This window comes from Marinobacter sp. SS13-12 (assembly GCF_030227115.1).
Classification (GTDB): domain Bacteria; phylum Pseudomonadota; class Gammaproteobacteria; order Pseudomonadales; family Oleiphilaceae; genus Marinobacter.
The window spans coordinates 837,011-859,013 of record NZ_JASSUA010000001.1 but is presented as its reverse complement, the minus strand read 5'-3'; the positions used below and the strand labels follow the sequence as shown (position 1 = coordinate 859,013).

Annotated in this window: 18 protein-coding genes; 2 read left to right on the top strand and 16 right to left on the bottom strand. The window is 60.3% G+C overall.

Features of this window, described 5'->3' with window-relative positions; translation table 11 throughout:
- Positions 1 to 28: 28 nt before the first annotated feature.
- The 14 genes from tssM to tssB form a co-directional block, all read right to left on the bottom strand.
- Complete coding sequence (gene tssM, locus QPL94_RS03915; protein WP_285355655.1) at positions 29 to 3,613, bottom strand: type VI secretion system membrane subunit TssM; 3,585 nt, start codon at positions 3,611 to 3,613, stop codon at positions 29 to 31.
- A 33-nt stretch (positions 3,614 to 3,646) separates the two neighbouring features.
- Positions 3,647 to 5,083 carry a type VI secretion system protein TssA gene (gene tssA / locus QPL94_RS03910; protein WP_285355654.1) on the bottom strand — a complete coding sequence of 479 codons (1,437 nt, stop codon included), beginning with the start codon at positions 5,081 to 5,083 and terminating at the stop codon, positions 3,647 to 3,649.
- 44 nt (positions 5,084 to 5,127) lie between these two features.
- Positions 5,128 to 5,781: a type VI secretion system-associated protein VasI gene (vasI, locus tag QPL94_RS03905; RefSeq protein ID WP_350310604.1), complete on the bottom strand. Its 654-nt coding sequence runs from the start codon at positions 5,779 to 5,781 to the stop codon at positions 5,128 to 5,130.
- Positions 5,778 to 7,343 carry a sigma-54 interaction domain-containing protein gene (locus QPL94_RS03900; protein WP_285357824.1) on the bottom strand — a complete coding sequence of 522 codons (1,566 nt, stop codon included), beginning with the start codon at positions 7,341 to 7,343 and terminating at the stop codon, positions 5,778 to 5,780. Before QPL94_RS03900 ends, vasI begins: the two co-directional genes overlap by 4 nt.
- 170 nt (positions 7,344 to 7,513) lie before the next feature.
- The gene (gene tssH, locus QPL94_RS03895; protein ID WP_285355652.1) at positions 7,514 to 10,150 is read right to left on the bottom strand and encodes a type VI secretion system ATPase TssH; all 2,637 of its coding nucleotides are present in this window, start codon (positions 10,148 to 10,150) and stop codon (positions 7,514 to 7,516) included.
- A 10-nt stretch (positions 10,151 to 10,160) separates the two neighbouring features.
- Positions 10,161 to 10,988, bottom strand: a complete 828-nt coding sequence (gene icmH / locus QPL94_RS03890; RefSeq protein ID WP_285355650.1) for a type IVB secretion system protein IcmH/DotU — start codon at positions 10,986 to 10,988, stop codon at positions 10,161 to 10,163.
- Between the two features lie 3 nt (positions 10,989 to 10,991).
- Positions 10,992 to 12,326 (bottom strand): type VI secretion system baseplate subunit TssK, encoded by a 1,335-nt coding sequence (gene tssK, locus QPL94_RS03885; protein ID WP_285355648.1) that lies wholly within the window; start codon positions 12,324 to 12,326, stop codon positions 10,992 to 10,994.
- Positions 12,326 to 12,859 (bottom strand): type VI secretion system lipoprotein TssJ, encoded by a 534-nt coding sequence (gene tssJ, locus QPL94_RS03880; protein WP_285355646.1) that lies wholly within the window; start codon positions 12,857 to 12,859, stop codon positions 12,326 to 12,328. The genes tssK and tssJ overlap by 1 nt, the downstream gene beginning before the upstream one ends.
- Positions 12,856 to 14,190, bottom strand: coding sequence for a type VI secretion system-associated FHA domain protein TagH (tagH, locus tag QPL94_RS03875; protein WP_285355644.1), 1,335 nt, complete (start codon positions 14,188 to 14,190; stop codon positions 12,856 to 12,858). The genes tssJ and tagH overlap by 4 nt, the downstream gene beginning before the upstream one ends.
- A gap of 44 nt (positions 14,191 to 14,234) precedes the next feature.
- Entirely contained in the window at positions 14,235 to 15,251 is a 1,017-nt protein-coding gene (gene tssG / locus QPL94_RS03870; RefSeq protein ID WP_285355642.1) for a type VI secretion system baseplate subunit TssG, read from the bottom strand.
- Positions 15,215 to 16,987, bottom strand: coding sequence for a type VI secretion system baseplate subunit TssF (gene tssF / locus QPL94_RS03865; protein ID WP_285355641.1), 1,773 nt, complete (start codon positions 16,985 to 16,987; stop codon positions 15,215 to 15,217). Before tssF ends, tssG begins: the two co-directional genes overlap by 37 nt.
- A 257-nt stretch (positions 16,988 to 17,244) precedes the next feature.
- Positions 17,245 to 17,685: a type VI secretion system baseplate subunit TssE gene (tssE, locus tag QPL94_RS03860; protein WP_285355640.1), complete on the bottom strand. Its 441-nt coding sequence runs from the start codon at positions 17,683 to 17,685 to the stop codon at positions 17,245 to 17,247.
- Between the two features lie 3 nt (positions 17,686 to 17,688).
- Positions 17,689 to 19,191 carry a type VI secretion system contractile sheath large subunit gene (tssC, locus tag QPL94_RS03855; RefSeq protein ID WP_285355638.1) on the bottom strand — a complete coding sequence of 501 codons (1,503 nt, stop codon included), beginning with the start codon at positions 19,189 to 19,191 and terminating at the stop codon, positions 17,689 to 17,691.
- 63 nt (positions 19,192 to 19,254) lie between these two features.
- Positions 19,255 to 19,755 (bottom strand): type VI secretion system contractile sheath small subunit, encoded by a 501-nt coding sequence (gene tssB, locus QPL94_RS03850; protein ID WP_036211254.1) that lies wholly within the window; start codon positions 19,753 to 19,755, stop codon positions 19,255 to 19,257.
- Between the two features lie 315 nt (positions 19,756 to 20,070).
- On the opposite strand from tssB, the gene QPL94_RS03845 reads away from it, so the two are divergent.
- Both QPL94_RS03845 and QPL94_RS03840 read left to right on the top strand, forming a co-directional pair.
- Complete coding sequence (locus tag QPL94_RS03845; protein ID WP_285355634.1) at positions 20,071 to 20,331, top strand: acyl-CoA-binding protein; 261 nt, start codon at positions 20,071 to 20,073, stop codon at positions 20,329 to 20,331.
- A 145-nt stretch (positions 20,332 to 20,476) separates the two neighbouring features.
- A complete protein-coding gene (locus QPL94_RS03840) occupies positions 20,477 to 20,788 on the top strand; it encodes a site-specific integrase (protein WP_285355632.1) in 312 nt (103 codons plus the stop codon).
- Between the two features lie 9 nt (positions 20,789 to 20,797).
- Here the strand turns inward: QPL94_RS03840 and QPL94_RS03835 are convergent, their stop codons facing one another.
- Both QPL94_RS03835 and greB read right to left on the bottom strand, forming a co-directional pair.
- Positions 20,798 to 21,211 carry a hypothetical protein gene (locus tag QPL94_RS03835; RefSeq protein WP_285355630.1) on the bottom strand — a complete coding sequence of 138 codons (414 nt, stop codon included), beginning with the start codon at positions 21,209 to 21,211 and terminating at the stop codon, positions 20,798 to 20,800.
- Between the two features lie 140 nt (positions 21,212 to 21,351).
- A complete protein-coding gene (gene greB / locus QPL94_RS03830; RefSeq protein ID WP_285355629.1) occupies positions 21,352 to 21,840 on the bottom strand; it encodes a transcription elongation factor GreB in 489 nt (162 codons plus the stop codon).
- Between the last annotated feature and the right edge of the window lie 163 nt (positions 21,841 to 22,003).

Here is a 22,003-nt window from a genome sequence, read left to right as displayed (position 1 = left end):
TTATCCTTCCCTATCAATACCCGCTAGCCTAATACAGACTACGTGGAATCCGGTACCCCGCCAGTAACTTCTGCGTGAACGGGTTGGTATTACTGCCCGCATGCAGGCGATAACGCATCTCGCCTTCATCCAGCGCAAACCGTACGTCCACGGCACTGTTGCTCACGCCGGTGATATCTGCCTCATCCAGCAGGCGAAACAGGGCCCATGGGCCGTTTTCCGAGATACTTCGGGGGGAGCGGTTCACCTCCGTGGGCACCAGAGTGACCCGGCTTTCGACCGAATCCCGCAAGGTATTGGGCCACACTAGTGGAATGCTCTGGCTCGGACCGTGACTGAACTCCACCAGTTGCCCGTCCACGTTCATGACGCTGCGACGCTTGTTGGAAGACAGGTGCAACGGCTCCATCGCAAACTCGACATCCAGCGAGCCGCTTCGTGTGAAGAAGGCGCGGCGGATATTTTCAGCCTTCTCCAGCGACGCCAACACGTCGCGACGAACCAGACTGGCGCGTTTGGAACCGGCAATGTGCTCCGGATGATCTTCCAGGAACAGTTTCAGGTTCTCGTTATAGAACTGATCCAGTACGCCGTCCGGCGCAAAAAAGCGCTCGAAATCCTGCAGTGCCGCGTCACGGCCGGCCCCCGGACTGAACGGGTAATGCCTGGCCAGACTCTGCTGGAATGGCTGATACACTTCCCGATACCACTGACGCTCAAGTTGCGCCACGGCCTGGTCGAGCACCACACGCCAGCTTTCGGAAGCCAGTTTTTCCAGCATGCGATCCAGGGGCGCTGGCTGGTTGGAAGCCACCCGCTGCAGAGTAAAAATCGGGTCTGCCCCTCTCAGGCCCATACGGGCGCGGGCGGCTGAAAGGGCGGCCTTACCGCGATCCGGCGCTTCCTGAATACCGCGCAGGTAGGTATGAAGGCTATGAACCACCTCCATTACCTGCTCCATATCACTCGGGTCATCACCCTGCTTGTCCATCAGTTCGTTCAGGTCAGTAAACTGACGCTCAATTTCCTGCACCATCTGGAAATGGGCAGACTGCTCCATTACCTTGCGGGCCGCCTCGGCCTCTTCGCTGCCACCCGGAATCAGACGGGTATTGGCGGTTACGTGGGCCAGCAACTGGTTCAGCGGTTCGTGGCCACTGGTCAGGCTTTCCAGGACACGCACACCGTGATTGAGGTCGCTGAAGCTCTGGATGTCCAGCCGGCTCAAAGCCCGGCGCCAGTTGGCGACATAGTTTTCCGCATACAGGGACTGCAGTTGCGCCTGCAACCGGGCTTCATCGGCCTCACTGAAGTCCACATCATCCCGGCGGCCGAGCACCCAGGCATCCACCAGGGCCAGCTCCGTGACGGAGCCGGACTTGCGCAGGAACCAGGAATCCAGGCCCTGCCGGGTCAGCAGCGACGGAATCACGGCCGGGTCATCCTGTTCCGTATTCTCATCATCCAGCGGCTCACCGAATTCATCCAGGCGCACAAACACGGTGCTGAAGGCCGGGCCGGATTCCCGCGCCAGGTCCAGGGGCGATTGGAAATTCTGCTCGGCTTCCTTTTCCAGGTCACGATAGACCCGTTCCGGGGTCGCGATACGCCCGAGCTCATGCTGGGCCCACTGGACGCTGCTGCGGAACGGCGCCAGCGCCATATCGGCGGTTTTGTCACCCTCCGCTACACGCTGGTTCAGGTCCGTGTGCAGCAGGGCATAGTCCAGATGGCTGAGCAGCCGCTGCTGCAGATTCCGTTGCGCCGGGTAGGCACGCTGCCAATACTCACTCATATAACGGTGGACAATATCCCTGCGGCGGCCGCTGGCATCGTAGAGCATGCGCAATACGCGCAGGTGATCGAGGCGCTCGGAACTGAGGTCCGGAGCATCGCTCATCTCTCCCATTACGCCCAGCATCAAGGCCGGCATGAATTGATAGGCCAACATGTCCAGATAGGACTCTTCGACTTCCGGGCCAATCTTGTGGCCCTTATAAAGGCCCATATCCGCCACGACTGCCGGCTCCGCACGGTAATCTCCGAACGCCAGCGTGGCTTCCTGTAGCTGGTCCAGGGGTTCCAGCAAATTGCGGCCGGTGGTATCCGGCTCGTAGCCAATCGGGCGCCAGTTATCGATGAAACTGCGCACCCGTTCCTCAACGGCCATGGCGGCTTCGGCGTTCTGAATAAAGTAATGCTGCCATCCGGCCGTCATGCCCAGGCCGGCAACGACGGCCACTATCGCCGCCACCGCAACCTGACGCCGCCGGCGACCAACCACCTTCTGGTTATCACCGGCCAGGCCGGCTTCGCGATAGATGATATTGGGAAACAACTTTTCGGTGAACAGGCTGGATGACTGCCCGCCACGTTGTGCCGGCTGTATCGGGCCGGCAAGACCATAGCTGGCGGCAGCGGCAGATACAAAAGCATCTTCCGGCACACCTTCCTGGACCACGGAAGTAAAGTAGGTGCCACGGACCAGGGCCGGCGTTGAAAACGCATCCGCAGAAAGCAGGTCCGCGAGGAACTGTTCCAGCACCGGCTTCAGCCCCGCCAGTTGGCGGGTAAAGGAATAGGCTGCCGCACGTTCTTCGGCATCCCGGGTGGCGGACAATACGTCCGGAAGCCGCTCACCCAGTTGTTCTGCGAGCTTGCTGAAACTCTGGTCAAACTCACCCAGCCAGTCGTCCGGATCTTGCTGGCCGTCCAGTTGAAACGTAAAGCCGAGGGGTTGCTCACGTTCAGCTTTAGACAGAGTTCGTGCAAAGGGCGCAAAACCGTAGAGCAGATCCATCTTGGTAAAACTGATGTACACCGGTAACCGGGACCCCAGTTGCTCCATCAGTTCCCGCAGACGGGTTCGAAGCAGGATTGCCTGGGCCTGACGTTGCTGCTCGTTGGCCGTGCTCAGACGCGCAAGATCCACAGCCAGCACCACACCGTTCAGCGGGCGCTGGGGTCGGTTTTTTTCCAGCCAGTTGATGAAATGGGTCCACAGCCGTTGCTGAATCTCGCTGCCGGCACCCTGACCGTCGTTCTGGCTGAGCAGTTCGCCGTCCGGATCTATCAGTACACCGTTATCGCCCACCCACCATTCGAAACCGAAAGGATTACGCTCCGTGCGGGGGTTGCGGGTCACGTTGGTTAGCGTATAGGTCTGCCCGGAGCGCTGGATCAGGCTGGTCTTGCCGGCATCCTCCAGGCCCATAACCAGGTACCAGGGCAAACGGTAGACGCCCTTGCGCCCCGGCAGGTTGCTCTTGAGTTCTGCCAGGCGGCGATCAAGCAGGCGTTGCTGGCGGCGTTCCAGCGGCAGGATCGGGTCTTCCTCTTCCTTCTGCTCCTGTGCCTTGGCAACGTTTACCTTGCGCAACTTGCGGGCCAGTACCATGCCCCAGGCCATCGCCACCAGCAGCACAACCACCAGCGTGACCAGGGCGCGCATCTGCCAGGCTGCCAGTGGATATTCACCGTTGATTTCCAGGCGCGGCCCCAGCCACCAGGTTGCGGCCAGCAGTACCACCACACCCAGTGCCAGGGTAATCGGCGCCGCACTGCGCACATAGGGCAGTATCCGTCGTCCAATGAGTAGGGCTTGTCTCCACATGGTGTCCATTCCTGTTAATTAGTCCGTCTGTGTTTACGCAAGTCTGTCCAGCCGGGCCACCAGGCCAGGCTCCCAGTCTTCAAGGCTCATTCCACGGGTCTGCTCACGCAGATCCTGCACCTGCTGTTTTGCCAGGCTTTTCATGCCGCTGTCTTTCATCAGCTGGCTGCTCATCAGCCGCCAGTAGAACCGGTCCCTGGGTTCGCGGGCCGCTTCCAGGCCTTCTTCCAGCAGTTGCATGGCCGCCGCCAGGCCCTTCTGATCCATGACGCCGCGGGCGTCGTCGTAGGCTTGCTCCCAGGAGCTCGCACCACCAGCGGAACCACCTTTTGCCGGGCCACTGAGCATCCAGTCCGCAACCGCCTTGGGCAGGAAGGGCGTGCCGTCGTTAAACGTCATGTCCGTCAGTTCCGGCAACCGCTCAACGAAGGCTTTAACCGCCGTGCGGATAGCTTCGGCACAGGCCTCGTGCCCCAGCGCGGAGGCCACCTGCGCACTCAGCCAGTGGCCTTCCAGCCAGAACGGACTGACCGACAGGCTCTGTTCGATTCGTTGCCACAGGGCCAGGTCCGGCGATTTCGACAGGCTTTCCCGATAGTCAGCCACACGGTCGGTACTGACAGCCGCCAGGTCACTCTTGATGCCGTCCCGGGCCGGGGGAACCGAAGTGATGGTCTGCCAGATGGCGTAACGACGAAGCTGGTAACCAAGCGCATCAGCAGGTGTGGTTTCAGTCAGCATGTCGGCGACTTTCAGCAGGCTCTGGCGGGTGGCCCGCTCGTTCGCCGGGTCCAGGGTCAGGTCACCGAGGGAAGCGGAAGACGCGCTGCTGCCATGGGATGACGACGTACCGGAAGCAGACGGTGTTGCGGTTTCGGTTTTGTTGGCGGCTTCGGACGGCCCCGGCGCGTCCGATGGGGAAGGCAGCTTCTCCACCGCCCGGCGCAAATCGAGCAGCCCGTCATCGGGTAGTTCGCGGGCGCCAGCCTGCTCCAGCAGTTTACCCAGGGTGGTGAGGCAGAATTCGCGGCCATCGCCGACGCCGCCGTCAAAACTCAGCGCCGACACCTCCTTGAGGGAGCGTTGCAGAATCTGGGTCATCAGCATCTTGCGGGCGCGCTTGCCCTTTTCCCCCGGATAGGGCCAGGCGTCGTCCCACCAGCTGTCCAGTACCCGGTGCAACAGGTACAGCGACAGGGCAAAACGTTCGCCGTTGCCGCCGCGCTGCAGGCACAGCATCAAAAACCCCAATACCTTGAGGTCCTTGCTGGTGTCCGACAGCAGGCGGAGCGATTCGCTTTCCACCTTGCCCCATTCAACACCCGTGTGAGCCAGCGAGCCCACCTTCATGATTTCGTTCTCGAGGTATTCCATGGTGACGTCGTCCATCAGGTTTTCACCCGTGGCGCTCTCACCAGGAAAGGCACTCAACACCTGTTCAACGTATGGATGCTGCTCTACTGCCTGCATGTCCAATCCCTGTCTTTACAAATCGCGTGTCAAACTCTCAACGTCTACCAGCCACAGGCTTCCCGCAGCGGCTTCAGTGTTTCCCGGAATCCCTGCAGATCAAACATCAGCCCGTCGATAGCGCCACTGGACGAGGCAACGGTGACACCCGAACCTGCAGACATTTCCCGCACCGTGCGAATGGCTGGCAGGCCCCGGCCGCCACTGATGACAAAGCCCTCGTCCCGCACCCGCCAGATCTGCCGGCCCTGGCCAAAATCAACCGTCACCCGTTCCTCTTTTACTGCTTCGGGCAACATCAGCGTGAGCTCGGTGATGTTGTTGTGGCACTGCACCGCGAGTAACGGCCGGGGAGGGTGTACTCCCAGCGCGCTGAGCGTTACCAGGTGTCCCGCCTGCTCCGAGGTGTCACCATAAAGCGGGCCATCTCCCGGCTGGCGACGCTGCTCCTGGGCAAAGGCCTGACGCCAGCGTTCCGGCTGGTTGCCGCTGATGACATCTTCGATCGCTACTTCGACGGGCGTGCCGAACACTTCATCGAAACAGGCAAGGCGTTCCAGGCGCTGGCTTTCAGTGGTGCAGTCCCGGGCGGCCGACAGTTGCTGGCGGGTGTCGCCACTGGCAGTCAGAGAAAATGTCAGGCCGAGGGCACAGAATGCGGCAGCAAGAGGGTAGTTACTTCGATAAAACAGTTTCACGCTTCAGTCACCTGATACTTCAGACATTTGTGGGCCAGGGTTCGCTTGGGCAGGCCCAGGCTCTCTGCCGCCTGGGCACGGTTGCCGCCATACTGGCGTAAGCGCTCACGTATAATGGCAGCTTCGAACGCCTGGGCCGCAGCCCTGAGGTCGTCCACGTCCTCCGCCTGGGGAACGCCCGGAACCATCTGCGCCTGGAAATCGCTGGCTATACAGGTTTCCTGGTCCGGAAACAGGTCATCCAGGCGCAACACTTCCGGCTGGATATCGTCGCCTACCGGTGTCTGCAGGCACGCAAACTCAACAATATTCCGCAATTCGCGGGCATTCCCAGGGAAGCGGTAGCCGGTCAACATGCTCAGGGCATGGCTGCTGATGCCCATTGGGCCTGCGCCCTCCCGGGCGGTGTATTCACGAATGAAATGCCGGCACAGGGGTTCCAGGTCTTGCGGTCGCTCCCTCAGTGGCAGAACCCGCAACGGGAACTGGCTGAGGCGGTAGAAGAGGTCACGCCGGAAGCGGCCTTCTTCAATGCAACTGCTCAGTGGTTGATGGGTGGCCGCCACCAGGCGGAAGTCTGAATGCTGTTCCTGCTGAGCGCCGAGTGGGCGGAAACGACGGCTTTCCAGCACACGCAGCAATTTCGACTGCAGGGCCATGGGCATGTCGCCGATTTCGTCCAGAAACAGGGTGCCGCCGTCCGCCTGGGCCAGCAGACCTTCCTTGGCCCGATCGGCACCGGAAAAGGCCCCCTTGGTGTGGCCGAAGAGTTCGCTTTCCAGCAGTGAGTCCGGAATGGCGGCGCAGTTGACCACGACCAGGGGCCCTGCGGCCCGGTCGGAGAAGCGGTGTATGCCCTGGGCCACCAGGTCCTTGCCGCATCCGGTTTCGCCCTGTACCAGTACCGAAAGCTGGCTGCCGGCGGCCCGTACGATCTGGGCGCGCAGGTCGGTCATGGCTGCGGAGCTGCCAACCAGAGTATTCGCCAGTTGTTCACAGCGCTGACGCACGGCTTCGGCATCGTGGAGGTGGTCCAGCGAGCGTTTGAGCATGCGCCGCTGCCATACCTGGTCGCTGGTTCTGAGCTGGCTGACCCATTGGTGGGACAGCAGGGTCAGCAGGCCCCGGTACAGTGGCTGGGCGGTGATGCCTTCCCACTCAGGTTCTTCGTTGCAAAGCACGAGGATGCCGAGTGTGCGGCCGTCTTCGCCTTTGATGGGTTCGAGCCAGAATGACCGGGGCCGGTTGCTGGCTTCGACCATGGCCTGGAAGCCTTCGTGGTCGAGGCGGTAGCTGGCGGCCCGTGACAGTTCCCTGGGTTTGCCCTGTTGCAGCAGGTGGGCAAAGGGGTGGCTGAAGTCGCCGCAATCGAATTCGCCCTGGTCGCCCAGTGCCGCACAGTGGAGTGTGCGGCCGCTGAGGTCGAGTTCCAGTGTCCAGCAACAGTTGATACCGAAGGTGTTTTCCAGTTGCCGTGAGGCGACTTTTAGCAGGGTTGGCAGGTTATCCTGCCGGAGCAGTTCAACCGCCAGGTCTATGCCGGTGTGCAACTCCATCTGCATCCGTCCCATTCTTTTTCTTCCCTGAGTTGGTTGTTCGCCGACCGCGTACCCTGTGGTTCGGCTTTCCAAAACACGCTGTGAATACATCCTTGTACGCTCCGCTCCGCCATCCATGGCTCCGCAGGGTATTTGGAAAGCCGAACCACAGGGCCCGCTACCTCCCGATTGCCTTAGGCAACCACCCCGGTGAATTGATGGTCTTTGACGCCGAGGGTCACTTTGGTGACTGGCTCCCGAGCAGCCAGCTTCTCTAGCAACGCCAGCGATACCGGCGGCAGCAGTTCACCCTCGATGATCGACTCCAGCATCCGTGCGCCGTTTTCGCTTCGGGTGGCACGGCTGCGGATGGCTTCCACCAGGCCATCTTCCAGTTCCACTGTGGTGTGGTAACGGTCGCTGATCTGGGTGGCCAGGCGGTCGAGTTTGTCGGCGACGATGCGGTTGAGGGTTTCCTCGCCCAACGGCAGGTAGGGCACAACTTCCATGCGTGCCAGCAATGCCGGTTTGAAGAAGTCGGCCAGTTCCGGATACAGGGCTTCTTCGATCTTCTCCGGCTCGTCTGCGTGTCTGACGATGGTCTGGTAGCCCAGGTTCGAGGTGAGGAAGAACACCACGTTCTTGCAGTCGATCAGGCGGCCTTCGCCGTCGGCCAGTTCGCCCTTGTCGAAGGCCTGGTAGAACAGGTTGAGGACTTCCGGGTGGGCTTTTTCGACTTCGTCGAGCAGCACGACCGAATAGGGCTTCTGGCGGATGGCTTCGGTGAGGATGCCGCCTTCGCCGAATCCGACGTAGCCCGGTGGTGAACCGATGAGGCGGGAGACGGTGTGCTTCTCCTGGTATTCGGACATGTTGATGGTGGTGAGGAACTGGCGGCCGCCGTAGAGCAGTTCGGCCAGTTGCACCACGGTTTCGGTCTTACCCACACCGCTGGGACCGGCCAGCAGGAAAGCACCCATGGGGCGGCCCGGACGGCGCAGGTCGGCACGGGCGGTGAGCAGGTGTTGGTGCAGTGCGCCGATGGCGGTGTCCTGACCCTTGATGTGGGACTGCAGGTACTCCGGCAGGTGGGTGATTTTTTCCAGTTCGTCGGCGGTCATGCGGTTGACCGGGATACCGGTCCAGTCGGCGATGACTTCGGCCACCTGGCGGGCGTCGACACGGGCATGTACCAGTGGCTCGTCGGCCTGCAGTTCCGCCAGTTCCTGTTCGATGGCGGCGGCTTCGCTTTTCAGGTCCGGGCGCTCTTCGTCGGTTTCAGGGGTGGTTGCTTCCGCCGATGCTTCGACGTCGGTAGCCTCTTCGCTCAGCAGTTGCTCGCGGATGTCCACCAGGCGCGCCACCAGTTCACGCTGGTCGTTCCAGCGCTGTTCCAGTTCTTCCGCTTCCGCACGCAGGGTTTCCAGACGCTGAGTCAGCTCGTCCTCGCGCACGTGGTCGACGGCCTGCCCCAGGGTCTGTTCCCGGGTCATCAGTTCCTGCTCCATGCTCAGTTGGTGCAGTTCGCTGCGCACGTGGCTGAGACGGCGCGGGGGTGTGCTCAGGTTGAGGCTGACCCGGGCGCAGGCAGTGTCCAGTACGTCGATGGCCTTGTCCGGGAGCTGGCGGCCGGCCAGGTAACGGGCGGACATGTCGGCGGCCGCTTTCAGGGCACTGTCGGCGATCAGTACCTGATGCGCCTTTTCATAGACGGTGCGCAAACCACGAAGGATATGAACTGCCTGGGCCGGGGTGGGCTCGTCCAGCGCGACCGGCTGGAAACGGCGGCTCAGGGCCGGGTCTTTCTCGAAGTATTTCTTGTACTCGCGCCAGGTGGTGGCCGCGATCGTCCGCAATTCACCGCGGGCCAGGGCCGGCTTGAGCAGGTTGGCGGCGTCGGAGCCGCCTTCGCTGTTGCCGGCACCGATCAGGGTGTGGGCTTCGTCGATAAACAGGATGATCGGGGTCGCGGAGCTTTTCACCGCTTCGATCACGCCCTTCAGGCGCTTTTCGAACTCGCCTTTTACCGAGGCGCCGGCCTGCAGTGCACCCATGTCCAGGGTCCACAGTTCCACGCCGGTCAGGCGTTCGGGCACATCCCCGTTGACGATGCGCAGGGCCAGGCCTTCAACAACGGCGCTTTTGCCCACACCGGCGTCACCGACAACAATGGGGTTGTTCTTGCGGCGACGACAGAGGATGTCGATCATCTGGTCGATTTCGGTGTCGCGGCAGACCACCGGGTCCAGCTTTTTATCACGGGCCAGCCTGGTGAAGTCCGTGGCATAGCGCTTGAGCGGGTCCATGTCCACCTGCAACTGGTTGGCCGCACCAGGTTTGTCTTCGGCACGGGGCTGTTCCACAGAACCCCGGGTCATGGAATCGAACTGCCGGCGCAGCTGTTCCCGATTGATGTCTTTCAGGCGCTGACTGACCTGGGGCATCAGGTAGCGGTCTGCGTTCATCAACAGCGCCAGCATGATGGCACCGGAACGCAGGTCGGTGTGGCCCAGTTCGGTGGAGGCGATGAGCCAGGCGTCCTGCAATAACTCAATCAAAAGCGGCGAGAACGACGGGTACGGTTCGGCGGACCGGGGCTCGCCGTTGAGGCTGTCCCCCACAACCGGTTGCAGGATGTGGTGATCAATACCGGTGCTTTCCAGGATCTGGCGCACATCGGTAAACGGTGTTTCCAGTAGCTTGAAAAGCAGGTGGGCGGGAGTGATCTCCGCGCCCTGGCGGCTGATACACAACGCCGCCGAGCTTTCCAGGCCCTGGCGACAGATCTCGTTGAGGCGCCCTATCAGCGCCGGCAGTTCTACCCGAATCACAGTGATCTCCTTATTTCGGGAGTTGTTCCAGTACGCTGAGCACATCCCTGATGCGTTCGTTCAGCGCTATGTTGTAAAGCGTGTAAACCCCGGCCATGGCCGCCACAAACAGCCCGCCGATACCCCACAGGGGCAGGCCGGTGCGAAGCCGGTTGCGGGCGGGGGTAACATTGTCCAGTGCGCTGGTCAGCGGCGGTGGTTCCTCGTCCCGTCGCAACCCGCGGATCTGTTCGTACAGCCCGCGGATAATCTGTTCGTATTCGTCCCGGCCGTTGGTCATCACCTTGTAGCGGCCCTCGAATCCCAGGCACAGGCACAGATAGATGAACTCCAGCATGTCGCGGTATCGTGCTGGTTCCTGCTCCATGCGGGCAGTGATGGCAAATACCTTTTCGCCACCCCAGGTTTCGTTGTGGAAGCGGGACAGCAGGGAATGCTGGGACCATACGCTGTGGGCGCCCCAGTCGGTGCCCAGTACGGCCTCGTCAATAAAGGCACATAACACATAGCGATAGGCCACCACGGTGGGGCGTTCGTAACCCTGCTCCACCAGTTCCCGGTCGATGGTGGCCACCTCATCCACTACCTGCTGGTACAGGTTTTCCACGCCGTGAAAATCCGCCAGCCGGCGCACCCGGATAACCAGCCCCAGCAGAGGTGTAGCGGCATCGATCAGCCGGTTATCCTCCAGTCCCCGCAGCTGGAATTGCTCATTGCCGAAGCCCTGATCGCCGACGCGACCCTCGGGGTTACTGTCCCCGAACATCAGGTCATCAAACGCACTGCCACCTGCTTCCGTGTTGCCATTGGGTGAATCCATCACCGGTGCATCTGCCATGATCTAGCTCCTGATTGCCCAGAACTGCATTTCCATTCCCGGGAAACTGCCAGCCACGTGGAACGCAAAGCCGCTGGCGTTGTCGAGCATCTGCCAGGCCTGGCTCTGGTCGTCCAGGCGGAAGTACACGAACCCGGCGTGATACGGCAACTGACGGGGAGCCACCGGCAGGGCCGACAGCGGAATCCCCGGCAATTGCAGACTGATGAGATCGCGGATTTTCTCCACCGACGCCACCTTGCACTGCTGGGTGAACTGCTTGCGCAGGTCATCCAGCGGCATATCCGCCTTCACTGCCAGAATGAACTCTGCCTGGCCGATCAGCTGTGCATCCTGGATCGGCGCCACTGTGAGGCCGTACTGGCGCTGCTGCAGCTGGATGGCTAGCGCCCGCGGCTCCAGCACCGTGCTGAGGGACTGCCTCAGTACCTGCATCAGCGGTGTAAAGGAATCCTCCGGCAAGTCGTGATCGTAGGCGGTGTATTCCTGGGGCAAGCGGTTCTCATCGGTGAAGGTCACCAGCTCGCCGCACAATTCCAGTAACGCCTCGTAGAGACGCTCCGGGTGTAACTGCCGCAGCCGTGCCAGGTGCAGGAAACGCGGATGGGCCCGATTGAGCATCTGCAGCAGCATGAAATCCGCCACATCCGCCACGCCACCCTGCCCGGGGGCACCCACGCGCTCGGCTATATTCTTGGCCCGCTCCCGCATCAGCCCGGCCATTTCCCCCACGAAACGCTGCAGCCGGGGCGCTGAACGCACACTGAGCATGGTGGGAATGAAGTTCGGATCCATCACCAGGCTGCCATCCGGGCGTTTCTCCAGGATCCGGCCGATGGCCAGAGCCGCGTAGGCACTGCGATCGTCCCGTTCCAGCATCAGTTTCGGGGCCACCCGGGCCACGTCGATGGTGTGGGAATCGCCATCAATGGAATGCAGGTCCCGGATTTCCTCGCTCTGGGCGCGGAAACGGCCGGCGATGGCAGCATCGGGCCACTCCACTTCTGCCAGGCTCTCACTGCCCAGGGGCAGGGCCAGGTACACCACCTGATTGGCCACGGAGGCATCGGTGATTTCCAGGGGCTCTGGCATCACGTCGTCCTGGGGCAGGCAGAAACGGGTACCGTCCGGAAACAGCCCACTCGCCCTGACCAGGCCCACGCGGCCAAAACTCAGGTATTCCGCGTTGAGCTCCAGGTCGCTGAAACCATAAAGGTAATCGGAAACCGCCAGGGCCCGTTCGTTGATCTGGTGTTCCAGGTATCTCTGTTGCTGCTGGAAGTGCTGGGGTTTGATAAACAGCCCATCACTCCAGACGACTCGATTGGTTGCAGACATCAGGACTCATCCGACCTTCTGAGTTTGACTTCACGCTCACGCAGGTTGACCAGCAGGTGGTACCGACCACCGATGGGATCGACCTTTACCACCTTCTTCCACTGGGACAGGTTGGGGTAAGCATAGAAGGCGATCACCCCAATAAAACGGGTGTCTTCGGCGATCTCGAACGGTTCAATAAATTTGAACTGTCCCGGCACCAGGGTGTAATCGCTGTGGTCCACGTAGTTGCGGCCCAGGGATGGCTCCAGCTCACCCAGCAACTGATCGAAATCCGCTGCCATCAGCCGCGAGCTGTCCCGCATCTGGATGATCTGGAAGGCAATCGGCGTGGGCGCCAGGGATTCGTTGGGGTTCACATCCGGCTCCGCCAGCATGGTCAGGTCCACGCGGCTTGGCAGGTCTTCCGGATAGCCCACGGGGATGTCCGGGTCCCATATCACCTTGGCGGTTTTGGTAACGGCGTTATAGGGGGTGCTACACCCCACCAAAACGAGAATGGCGACCAGCAAACTCCATTTGCAGTACTTCACGACAGGTTCTCCCTCTGTAATTGGCGCAGTTGTTGATCGTAAGCCTGGTCAAACACCTCCTGAAAAAGGCGCTCGAATCCCTGCTGACGGCTGGAACTCAGTTCCCGGTAATAGTGTTGGTACATCTCCCATGCCCAGTTGCTTTCGTCTTCGTCGGTTTTCAGTCCGCGGCGATAGCCGTGGAACCGGCGCAGTAACGCTTCGGGGGAAAAGGCGTGGAGAATGGCGTCCAGTCCTTCGCGGATGGCAGTCTGGGTGGCGACCTGATGATGATGCAGGCTTTGCAGGCTTTCGCTGACTGCCGCCGGCGCCGACAGGTGTACCGGGCTGCGCTGACTGGCGAACAGGGTCTGCACGGTATCCTTGTAGTCCTCGCCCAGGCGCAGCGGATTGTCCTCGATAGGCTGCAGGCGGGTACGCAGGGCCTGATGGCGGCTGTCCTCGCCCTGATGCAGGGTCAGCAAACCTTCCACGGTGGCTTTCAGGGTCTGGCCGGCCTCTTCCAGGAACAGGCGCATTTCATCGCTGTCGGCAAAACCCAGGTCAATCTCCATACCACGCAACAGCGGCGCACCGCTGATGTGCTGTCGGCTCTGGTCGTTGCTTTCCCGGCGGCGTGCCGGTTTGGTGGTCTCAGACATCCTGTCACGCTCTCCTTGTTGCACGGGTAACCCCATGGCCACATCCCGGTTTTCGCGGTACTCGTCGGTGACGGCGCCGTCGCGGGCATACCACTCCGGCTTGTCTGCCAGCAGGGAATCCTGTTCACGGCTGAAATCGTCTTCAGTGCTCCGGCTTTGCTCGCGGGTGTCGGTCCATGCCTGTAGAGGATCGTCGCTGAAAACTTCTCCCGGGGCTGGCCGCAAGCCGTGCAGCGGTTCATCACCAACGGTTTCCGGCTCCCGCTCTTCGGCTCGCATCAGCTCGCCTTCGTCCACATTCACCAGGGTGTCGTCCTCCGCTTCTTCCGGCAGGATGCCAGGCTGGCGCTGGCCATTGAGCACCTCCGCCCTGAGCTGATAACGACCTATGGTGATGGTGTCGCCACTCTTCAGGCGGGCCCGGCGTCCACGCCCCACCGGCTGGGTGCCGCTGTTGATGTAGGTGCGGCCACTACGGTCGATCAGGCAGAACACACCGTCCATAAAACGCACTTCGGCGTGGCCCGCCATGGCGCCGGTACGGTGAGAGGACAATTGCCAGGTGTCGCTGCCGGCACTGCCAATGGACCCACCCCTGACCCCGAATACATGCTCCCGGGCGAGACCACTGGCAACCTGGGTGGGGTTGCTCACCACCAGTTTCAGGCTGCGGCTTTGTTGATGTTCCATATCCGGTTTCCTTTTACTGAATCCATTCACTCAGTTCGTTGAGATCAGCGGCGTATCTGCAGTCGCACCGCGGGCAGCTTCCTGGCCTTTTCCGGTGTCACAAACGAATTCCAACCCAGACGCACATCGGCGCCCATTTGCATCGGTTTCACGTCCCTGGGGCGCATCTGCAACTCCAGGTCGTAGGCGAGTTGTTCCCGGGTGACAAACTCCACCAGCTTCACCAATCGGTCGTGGTCTGAGCCATTGGGCAGGAAGTCCGCGAACCGCTGCCGGTCCAGGTTACGGATACGCAAGATGAACTTGCCACTGCGGTCGCGAATGCCGGAGCCAACCAATGTGTCCTCACCCAGGGAGGCATTGGCCTGCCCCAGGCGGGTTTGCTGGTCCTGGGGAATCTCCACCCTCCTCAGTACCCACTGCTCAATGCCCACGTCGTCGAGATCAAAACAGTGACCGATGATGCCGCTGACCACCTCCGGCGAGCGGCTGCGGCCTGCCATCATCCCGGCGTAGGCCAGCATCTTGGACCAGTTGACCGGTGTGGCCGCCCGGACCTGCGGGTCTCCCAGGCCCACCAGGGAAAAGATATGCTCGGAAAAGCCATCCGAGGCTTCCGGCTGAAAGCGCACGTAATAGCGATACTTGCGCCACGCCCGGTGAAACAGGGTCACCAGCCGGTGATTGAAGAAATCCAGGAAGTGGCGCCGGATGCCAAGGTTCTGGCCGGCTTCCCAGGCCAGGTCCTCCAGGTAGTAACCGGGCAGGGGCGACTGGGAACCGTGCAGGCCCAGGAAACTGACTTCCAGCTGGTAGGGCGCATGTTCGTGCTCCGGCGACGCCGCCGACACCACATCACTGCCCGGAAACCCCAACCCGGCCGATGCCGAGAAGCGGATACGCTCCCGTTGGGGCTGTTCGTCCTGGGACCGCTCCAGATCATCACCGTGGTGACGATGGATCAGATCCACCAGCTGAAAAAAACTGTAACGCCGTGCATTGCCCAGAACGGGCTGCAGCTCGGCTACATCAGAGGCTGCTGCCCTTGCTGTAACGTCCATGTGTACCGTTCCTGGTTGTCTGTGTTCACCACTTCCAGTTGGTGAAATGCGTTAATACTGGCATAGAGCGCAAAGAACTGGCTGAGTACGGTGCCGAACAGATAAAGATCGCCTTCCGAGGCAAACGACTGCTGGTCCAGGCGCATCACCGAACGGATACCCCGCACTGGCAACCCTCGCACCATACGGTCCACCGGCGTAGTTTCGATATCCAGGATGCCGGCCAGCCGCTTCTGGGACACCCGCTCCGCCTGGCGGTCCACCAGCGCGCGAAAATCATAGACCCTTAGCACCGTTCGCAGGGCGTCCACGTCCAGCAGCGACAGATAGTTCAGCGACAGGTTGGAGATCAGCGTCCATAACAGGCTGCCATCCAGCGTCGGCCGCAGGGTATGGGTGGGCCGGGTAATATTGCTGAACGACGCAAACGCCGGCGTGGTCTCTGTCGCCATGCAGATTTCCCCCACCGCCAGTTGATGGGGCAACTGCCGGTTGGTACAGGTGAGCGTCAGCGATACCGCTTCCTGGCGGTTCATGCACTCGGACTCATCCCCGCGCACGAAGGAAATGTAGTGATCAAACCCATCCCCACGCACACTCTCCCGGGCCTTTACCCGGTAATACAGGGCGGTGCGACCACGATCGCGCTCCACTTCATGCTGAAAACTCTCAAAAGCCGTGTACAACCGCGGCTCCCCCCGCCCCGACCGGCCTTCCAGCCAGCCTTCCACCTGCTCGATGCTGAACACTTCGTAGTGCTCTGGCGAGCGGCTGGACGGCGCAATCCGGTACTCCGTCTGGCGACCGTTCAGGTCCACCGGATCGGCCTCGTGGCTGAACAGATTGATGGCCGGCGTGCAGTAAAGCTGAAAGTTCTCCGCCCGGATCTTCGCATCCGGCGGCAGAATGCGGCTGAAGTGGAAACGCAGGCTGACCTCATCCGCCTGAACCGCCGGCAACCGCGCTTTCAGGCCCTGGATATCCACAAACCGGAAGGCTTCGGGAAAACTCAGGTATTCCTGCAGAATCCGGTAGCCGGGATAGGCGTTCTTGGGATACGGCAACAGGGCTTCATCACTGGCAAATCCCACCGGCTTCAGATGGCTGGCCGGAATGGAAAACACCGAATCCCCCACCACCAGTTCCATGCGCTTCAGGTAGTGATTCAGCCACAGGTACAGCGTCTCGGAAATATGACTCTCGCCACCCAGGTAAAACCGCAGGTTATCCAGGCCGAGGGAAGACAGCGGCTGGTCGGTATGCAGAGCCAGGTCCACAGTCACCGAAGACACTTCCCGGGAATGCTCCGCATGGGCATCCGCCACACTCACCGGAAACACATCCACCGCCCGGCAGGTGCGGAACCGGCACTGGGTCTGCCGCGTCGCATCGCCGAGCGGCCGGCTCTTGATCTCGGTATGCCGCTCAACCCGCTGGCGCTCACTGATGGCATGCAACTGCGGATCAAACCGCATGATGGTGCAACTGGGCACCGGCCGCAGATAGTTCGGCCACAACATGTTCAACAACGAATGCGTCAACTCCGGAAACTCGTCTTCGACCTTCTCCCGAAGCTTCCCGGTCAGAAACGCAAAGCCCTCGAGCAACCGTTCGACATCCGGGTCTGTGCTCTGCTCAGACAGGAAGCGAGTCAGTTGCGGATGCGCATCCGCGAACTCCCGTCCCTGCAAGCGCAAAAAGCTCAACTCATCCCTGTAAAATCGATTTAGCTTCATAAAACTACTGCACCAAAGTTCGGCCGAGGGGATGGGGATGCCTTTTCCGCCGGGAAAAAGGTGTCTGAGCGAAGCGAGTTCTTTTTCCCAGAGGAAAAGGTATCGCCGTCCCCGCTGACTCCGAGCGGGGGTGCAGGCAGGCTTTCCAAAAGACGCTCAAGCCCATCCATGGGGCGCTTGAGCTCCGCCATCCATGGCTCCGCACACTTTTGAAAAGCCTGCCTGCACCCCCACTCTCATCCGTGTCTGCCAGCTATTTACACAACTCTGTAATAGCGCTTGTCATCCAATAACAAATCGATGGTCGTCTTATCGTCTTCCGAACCCACCTTCAGGTAGACCGTCACCTGGAACCGCAGCTGCAATGGGTCCGGCCCCTGGGGCATTGCCATCACATCCACCCGGTTCACCCTGGGTTCGAACTTCTCAATACACTGCCGTATCGCGCTGCGAATACGAATGCTCAGGTCATGGGTACCGAGGGTGGCGTCGTTGAAATCCACCAGCCCCAGGTCCGGCACGCTCTCACTGTTGCCCGGATGGGCATTCAGCAGGCGAACCAGATGGCGCTTGATGGAATCCACCACATGGGTCACTTCCCCCATGCCCTGCCCCTCGGGTTCGGCAGCCTGTTCCAGGCGCTCGAACAGGCTGCCGCCCGAAGCCTGAACACCGTCAGCGCCGGTGTTGCTGAACACGGATCAATCCTTGTCCAGACGGCCGACGAGTGACAGCTCGAAGTTCGCACCCATGTACTTGAAGTGCGGACGAACCGCCAGGGACACCGAGTACCAGCCAGGATCGCCTTCCACATCGGAAACAATCACCTTGGCAGCACGCAGCGGACGACGGCTGCGAACATCCGCCGGCGGGTTTTCCTGGTCGGCCACGTACTGGCGAATCCAGGTGTTCAGCTCCCGCTCAAGATCCTGACGTTCTTTCCAGGAACCGATCTGCTCCCGCTGCAGCACCTTGATGTAGTGTGCCAGGCGGTTGACGATCATCATGTAAGGCAGTTGTGTACCCAGCTTGTAATTGGTTTCCGCTTCCTTGCCTTCCTTGGTGTTGGGGAACTGCTTGGGCTTCTGCACGGAGTTGGCGGAGAAGAAGGCCGCGTTGTCGCTGCCCTTGCGCATGGTCAGGGCGATGAAACCTTCGTCGGCCATTTCGTATTCGCGACGGTCGGTGATCAGCACCTCGGTCGGAATCTTGGCTTCCAACTGGCCGAAGGATTCAAAGGTGTGAACCGGCAGGTCTTCCACCGAGCCACCGCTTTGCGGACCGATGATGTTCGGGCACCAGCGGTACTTGGCGAAGCTTTCGGTCAGGCGCGTGGCCAGCAGGTAGGCGGTATTGCCCCACAGGTAATGCTCATGGTCACCGGACACCTCTTCCTTGTAGTTGAAGCTGCGCACCGGGTTTTCGGTGGGGTCGTAAGGCACCCGCAGCAGGAAGCGTGGTGATGTCAGGCCCAGGTAACGGGCGTCTTCAGACTCCCGAAGAGAGCGCCACTTGGCGTATTTCGGGCCTTCGAAAACGGCTTTCAGTTCCTTGATGGCGGGCAGTTCCTGATAGCTGTCGACACCAAAGAAGGAGGGTGCAACGGAGGACAGGAACGGCGCATGGGCCATGGCGCCCACGGAAGACACGTACTGCAGCAGCTTCATGTCCGGAGTGGAAGGCGTGAACGCGTAGTTGCCAACCACGGCGCCCACGGGCTCGCCGCCAAACTGGCCGTATTCGGTGGAGTAGATGTGCTTGTAGAAACCAGTCTGGGTCACGTCGGGCGCAAACTCGAAGTCTTCCAGCAGTTCGGTCTTGGTGGCGTGGAGGATATCCACCTTGATGTTCTCGCGGAAATCCGTGCGATCAACCATCAGTTTCAGGCCACGCCAGGAGGACTCCAGTTCCTGCAATTTCGGTGCGTGCAGGATTTCATCCATCTGGGCGCTGATCTTGCGGTCCAGCTCGACCACCATCTGGTCCACCAGAGCCTTGTTGACCGGCTGGCCTTTCTCGTCGCTTTTCAGCAGGTTGGAGATAAACGTCGCCACACCGCGGCGCGCCACATCGTAGCCTTCATCGGCGGGTGCCATGCGACTGTTGGCCATTACCTGGTCCAACAAAGAGCCTTCAGCTCCTGATTGACGGTCATCCGCAACGGATTCGGAGGCAGCAGATTGCTGCTCAGCAGTATCAGACATACCACATCCCTTCAGTACGTTTTAATAGAAAAGTGAAATCTGCCAGCAATGGCAGAGTCCGGATTATTCGCCGCTTTCGTCCGTGGCCAGCTCAAGCTCCTGGAGGAGTTTGTCGCGGGCATCATCGTTGTCCAGCAGTTCCTGCAGCTTGGACCGGAACGATGGCACGTTACCCAGCGGGCCCTTGAGGGCAACCAGTGCTTCACGAAGCTCGATCAGCTTCTTCAGCTCCGGTACCTGGCGGGAGATACTGTCCGGGGAAAAGTCATCGAGGGTCTGGAATTCGAGGTTAACCGGCAGTTCTTCAGCCTCTTCATCCAGCTTGTTGGTGACCGTCGTAGAAAGGGTGAGACCGGCTTCCGACATCACAGAACGGAAGTTGTTCTTGTCGACGGAAATCGCCTTACGGTCTTCGATCGGGGTTTCTTCTGCCTGCCCCTTGAAATCACCAACGACAAACATTTTCAGCGGAAGCTCTGTTTCAGCCTGCTGATCACCGGTGGCGGGGACATACTTGATATTGATGCGCTCTTTAGGCGCGACGGAACCGTCTTTTGAAGACATGCGCTTGCTCCCTGTGGTCCATGTGCAAACTCAGTTGCTGTATTACAGTCCTTTGTGCGCGCCTTCCTGGCACGCTACGGGCAAAACTTTACACAGAATTAATCAGTCACTCAAGCAAAAACTGGCCAGCTTCTGGCAAAAACCCGTTCCCGGGCAAGGAATTGCCAAGCCGTCGAGGTTTTCGCCAGAAGGCACTGCGAGTGACGATTACGCAGGACGGTTTGGAACGATCTGCCAATGACGGCACCATTGCGTCTGGATATACTCTCAACCACCGTGAGTAACGGATTCAACACCAGAAAAAAGGAACCCCACATGAGCGACCTGAAATCCCGTTTCGACGAAGCCGTAAACTATATCCAGAACGCCGAGGGCGACTTCAAGCCGTCCAACGAACTGAAACTGGAGTTCTATGCCCTCTACAAGCAAGCCACTGAAGGTGATGTCAGCGGCAAGCGCCCGGGCATGATGGATTTCGTTGGCCGCGCCAAGTACGACGCCTGGGAGAAGGTCAAGGGCACGTCTGCCGAGGACGCCATGCAACAGTACATCGACAAGCTGGAGGCCCTGAAGTAAACGGGCAGCCTGCCATTCACCGGAGCAGCAGTCCTGGCGGTTGTTGCTCTTGGTCAATTCTTCCAGTGAAAGTTTTTGCGGCGGTCAAACGATTGTCATAAGATGCGCGCAATATAAGAACAACGATTCACAGGGAAGACACATTATGGATACTACCGAGGCGCTCGAACAGTCGCAGCCCGGCCTCGTCAGTCGAGTGACTGGCGCCATCCGCAAACACCAGCTTAACCATCGGGCAGAGCAGACCTACCTCCACTGGATCTCCCGGTTTGTGCTTTTCCATAACCTGAAAAATCCTGAGACGCTGCAGCCCGATGACCGGCAGCTGTTCCTGTCCTATCTGACTGAACGCCTGCAAGTCTCACGGGCACGCCTGAATCAGGCAAAACAGGCACTGGCATTCTTTTACGAGGATGTACTGGGCAGAACCGAGCCGGAAGGGACCGTAGCCGCCTGAACCCGGGGATCAGCGCTCAGTGGTTGTGGTATTGAACGCACCGTAGTTCCGATTGGTCGGTGGCCGGATAATATAGTTGTCTCCGTGGGTCTGCCCCGGAATGGACTTGGGATTGCTGAAACGGAATTCCACCGGGATTTCGCTGCGTCCGAGGTCTGTGCGCGGATCACGGGGTTGTAGGGCGAGCGGGTCAAGGTAGAAATCCTCGTCTGTTCGCGGCTGCACCGGCACACCGGCCGCGGGAGCTTCCAGCCCGCCTTCAATCACCGTATTGGCCAGGGACTCCTCCTCCATGGAACTGAAGGGGATGGTCTCGAGGGTTGAGCGCTCTTCGTAGTTGAATGCGCCACCCTCGACAGGCTCTTCGCCGGTTTGCGCCCACACCAGCGGTGACAGCGCCGCCACCAGCGCTACAAACCCCATTGTTGTCCTGACTGAATCGAATCCGCCCATAACCCTTGCCTTTTTTGTTCCCTGTCGTGCAACGACTGACAATTTTTGATCAGTCTATCGCCAAACACGACAAAAAACCCGTGCGTTCGCCAGTTTTGTGACACTCCTCACTAGTCAGGAGTCAGCGGCTCGTATCGGATATCGGTGATAACCACATGGCTCCAGCCGTCAGGAGTGCGCACACCAACTTCGTCATCAACACGCTTGCCCAGCAGTGCCCGGGCCATGGGAGAATCGATGCTCAGATAACCGCGGGACAGGTCGAACTCATCCGGCCCAACCAGACGATAGATGCTTTCGGTGCCCTCCTCGTTCTCGATGGTTACCCAGGCACCGAAGAACACCTTGTTCCGGTCATCCGGCAGCCGGTCCACCACCGTCAGTTCGTCCAGTCTCTTGCTCAGGAAACGGACGCGGCGGTCGATTTCCCTCAATTGTTTCTTGCCGTAGATGTACTCGGCATTCTCTGAGCGGTCACCCTGGGCAGCCGCTTCCCGCACGGACTGGGTGACCTCCGGGCGCTTCTCCTTCCACAGGTGGTGCAACTCATCGCGCAGGGCCCTTTCGCCCCGGGCTGTTATGTAGCGGGTTCTGGCCATATGAAAATCATCGTTAGAAATAAAAAAACCCCGTAAAAACGGGGTAAGGCTAGCGCTGTGCTGGAGGGAGAAGCAAGCGGAGTTTCCGCCGGCTTCCATAACTACATCCTCCATTGTGCATAGTCGAGGTTACACAGCAGTGGCCGCTCGATTACGTTTTTTT

What these genes read in the sequence shown, in the direction of transcription:
- tagH (WP_285355644.1), bottom strand. Translation starts at nt 14,190, where the DNA reads ATGGAACATCAACAAAGCCGCAGCCTGAAACTGGTGGTGAGCAACCCC.
- QPL94_RS03845 (WP_285355634.1), top strand. Translation starts at nt 20,071, where the DNA reads ATGAGCGACCTGAAATCCCGTTTCGACGAAGCCGTAAACTATATCCAG.
- tssG (WP_285355642.1), bottom strand. Translation starts at nt 15,251, where the DNA reads ATGGACGTTACAGCAAGGGCAGCAGCCTCTGATGTAGCCGAGCTGCAG.
- tssK (WP_285355648.1), bottom strand. Translation starts at nt 12,326, where the DNA reads ATGTCTGCAACCAATCGAGTCGTCTGGAGTGATGGGCTGTTTATCAAA.
- tssM (WP_285355655.1), bottom strand. Translation starts at nt 3,613, where the DNA reads ATGTGGAGACAAGCCCTACTCATTGGACGACGGATACTGCCCTATGTG.
- tssC (WP_285355638.1), bottom strand. Translation starts at nt 19,191, where the DNA reads ATGTCTGATACTGCTGAGCAGCAATCTGCTGCCTCCGAATCCGTTGCG.
- QPL94_RS03900 (WP_285357824.1), bottom strand. Translation starts at nt 7,343, where the DNA reads ATGCAGATGGAGTTGCACACCGGCATAGACCTGGCGGTTGAACTGCTC.
- icmH (WP_285355650.1), bottom strand. Translation starts at nt 10,988, where the DNA reads ATGGCAGATGCACCGGTGATGGATTCACCCAATGGCAACACGGAAGCA.
- tssB (WP_036211254.1), bottom strand. Translation starts at nt 19,755, where the DNA reads ATGTCTTCAAAAGACGGTTCCGTCGCGCCTAAAGAGCGCATCAATATC.
- tssF (WP_285355641.1), bottom strand. Translation starts at nt 16,987, where the DNA reads ATGAAGCTAAATCGATTTTACAGGGATGAGTTGAGCTTTTTGCGCTTG.
- QPL94_RS03840 (WP_285355632.1), top strand. Translation starts at nt 20,477, where the DNA reads ATGGATACTACCGAGGCGCTCGAACAGTCGCAGCCCGGCCTCGTCAGT.
- tssA (WP_285355654.1), bottom strand. Translation starts at nt 5,083, where the DNA reads ATGCAGGCAGTAGAGCAGCATCCATACGTTGAACAGGTGTTGAGTGCC.
- QPL94_RS03835 (WP_285355630.1), bottom strand. Translation starts at nt 21,211, where the DNA reads ATGGGGTTTGTAGCGCTGGTGGCGGCGCTGTCACCGCTGGTGTGGGCG.
- greB (WP_285355629.1), bottom strand. Translation starts at nt 21,840, where the DNA reads ATGGCCAGAACCCGCTACATAACAGCCCGGGGCGAAAGGGCCCTGCGC.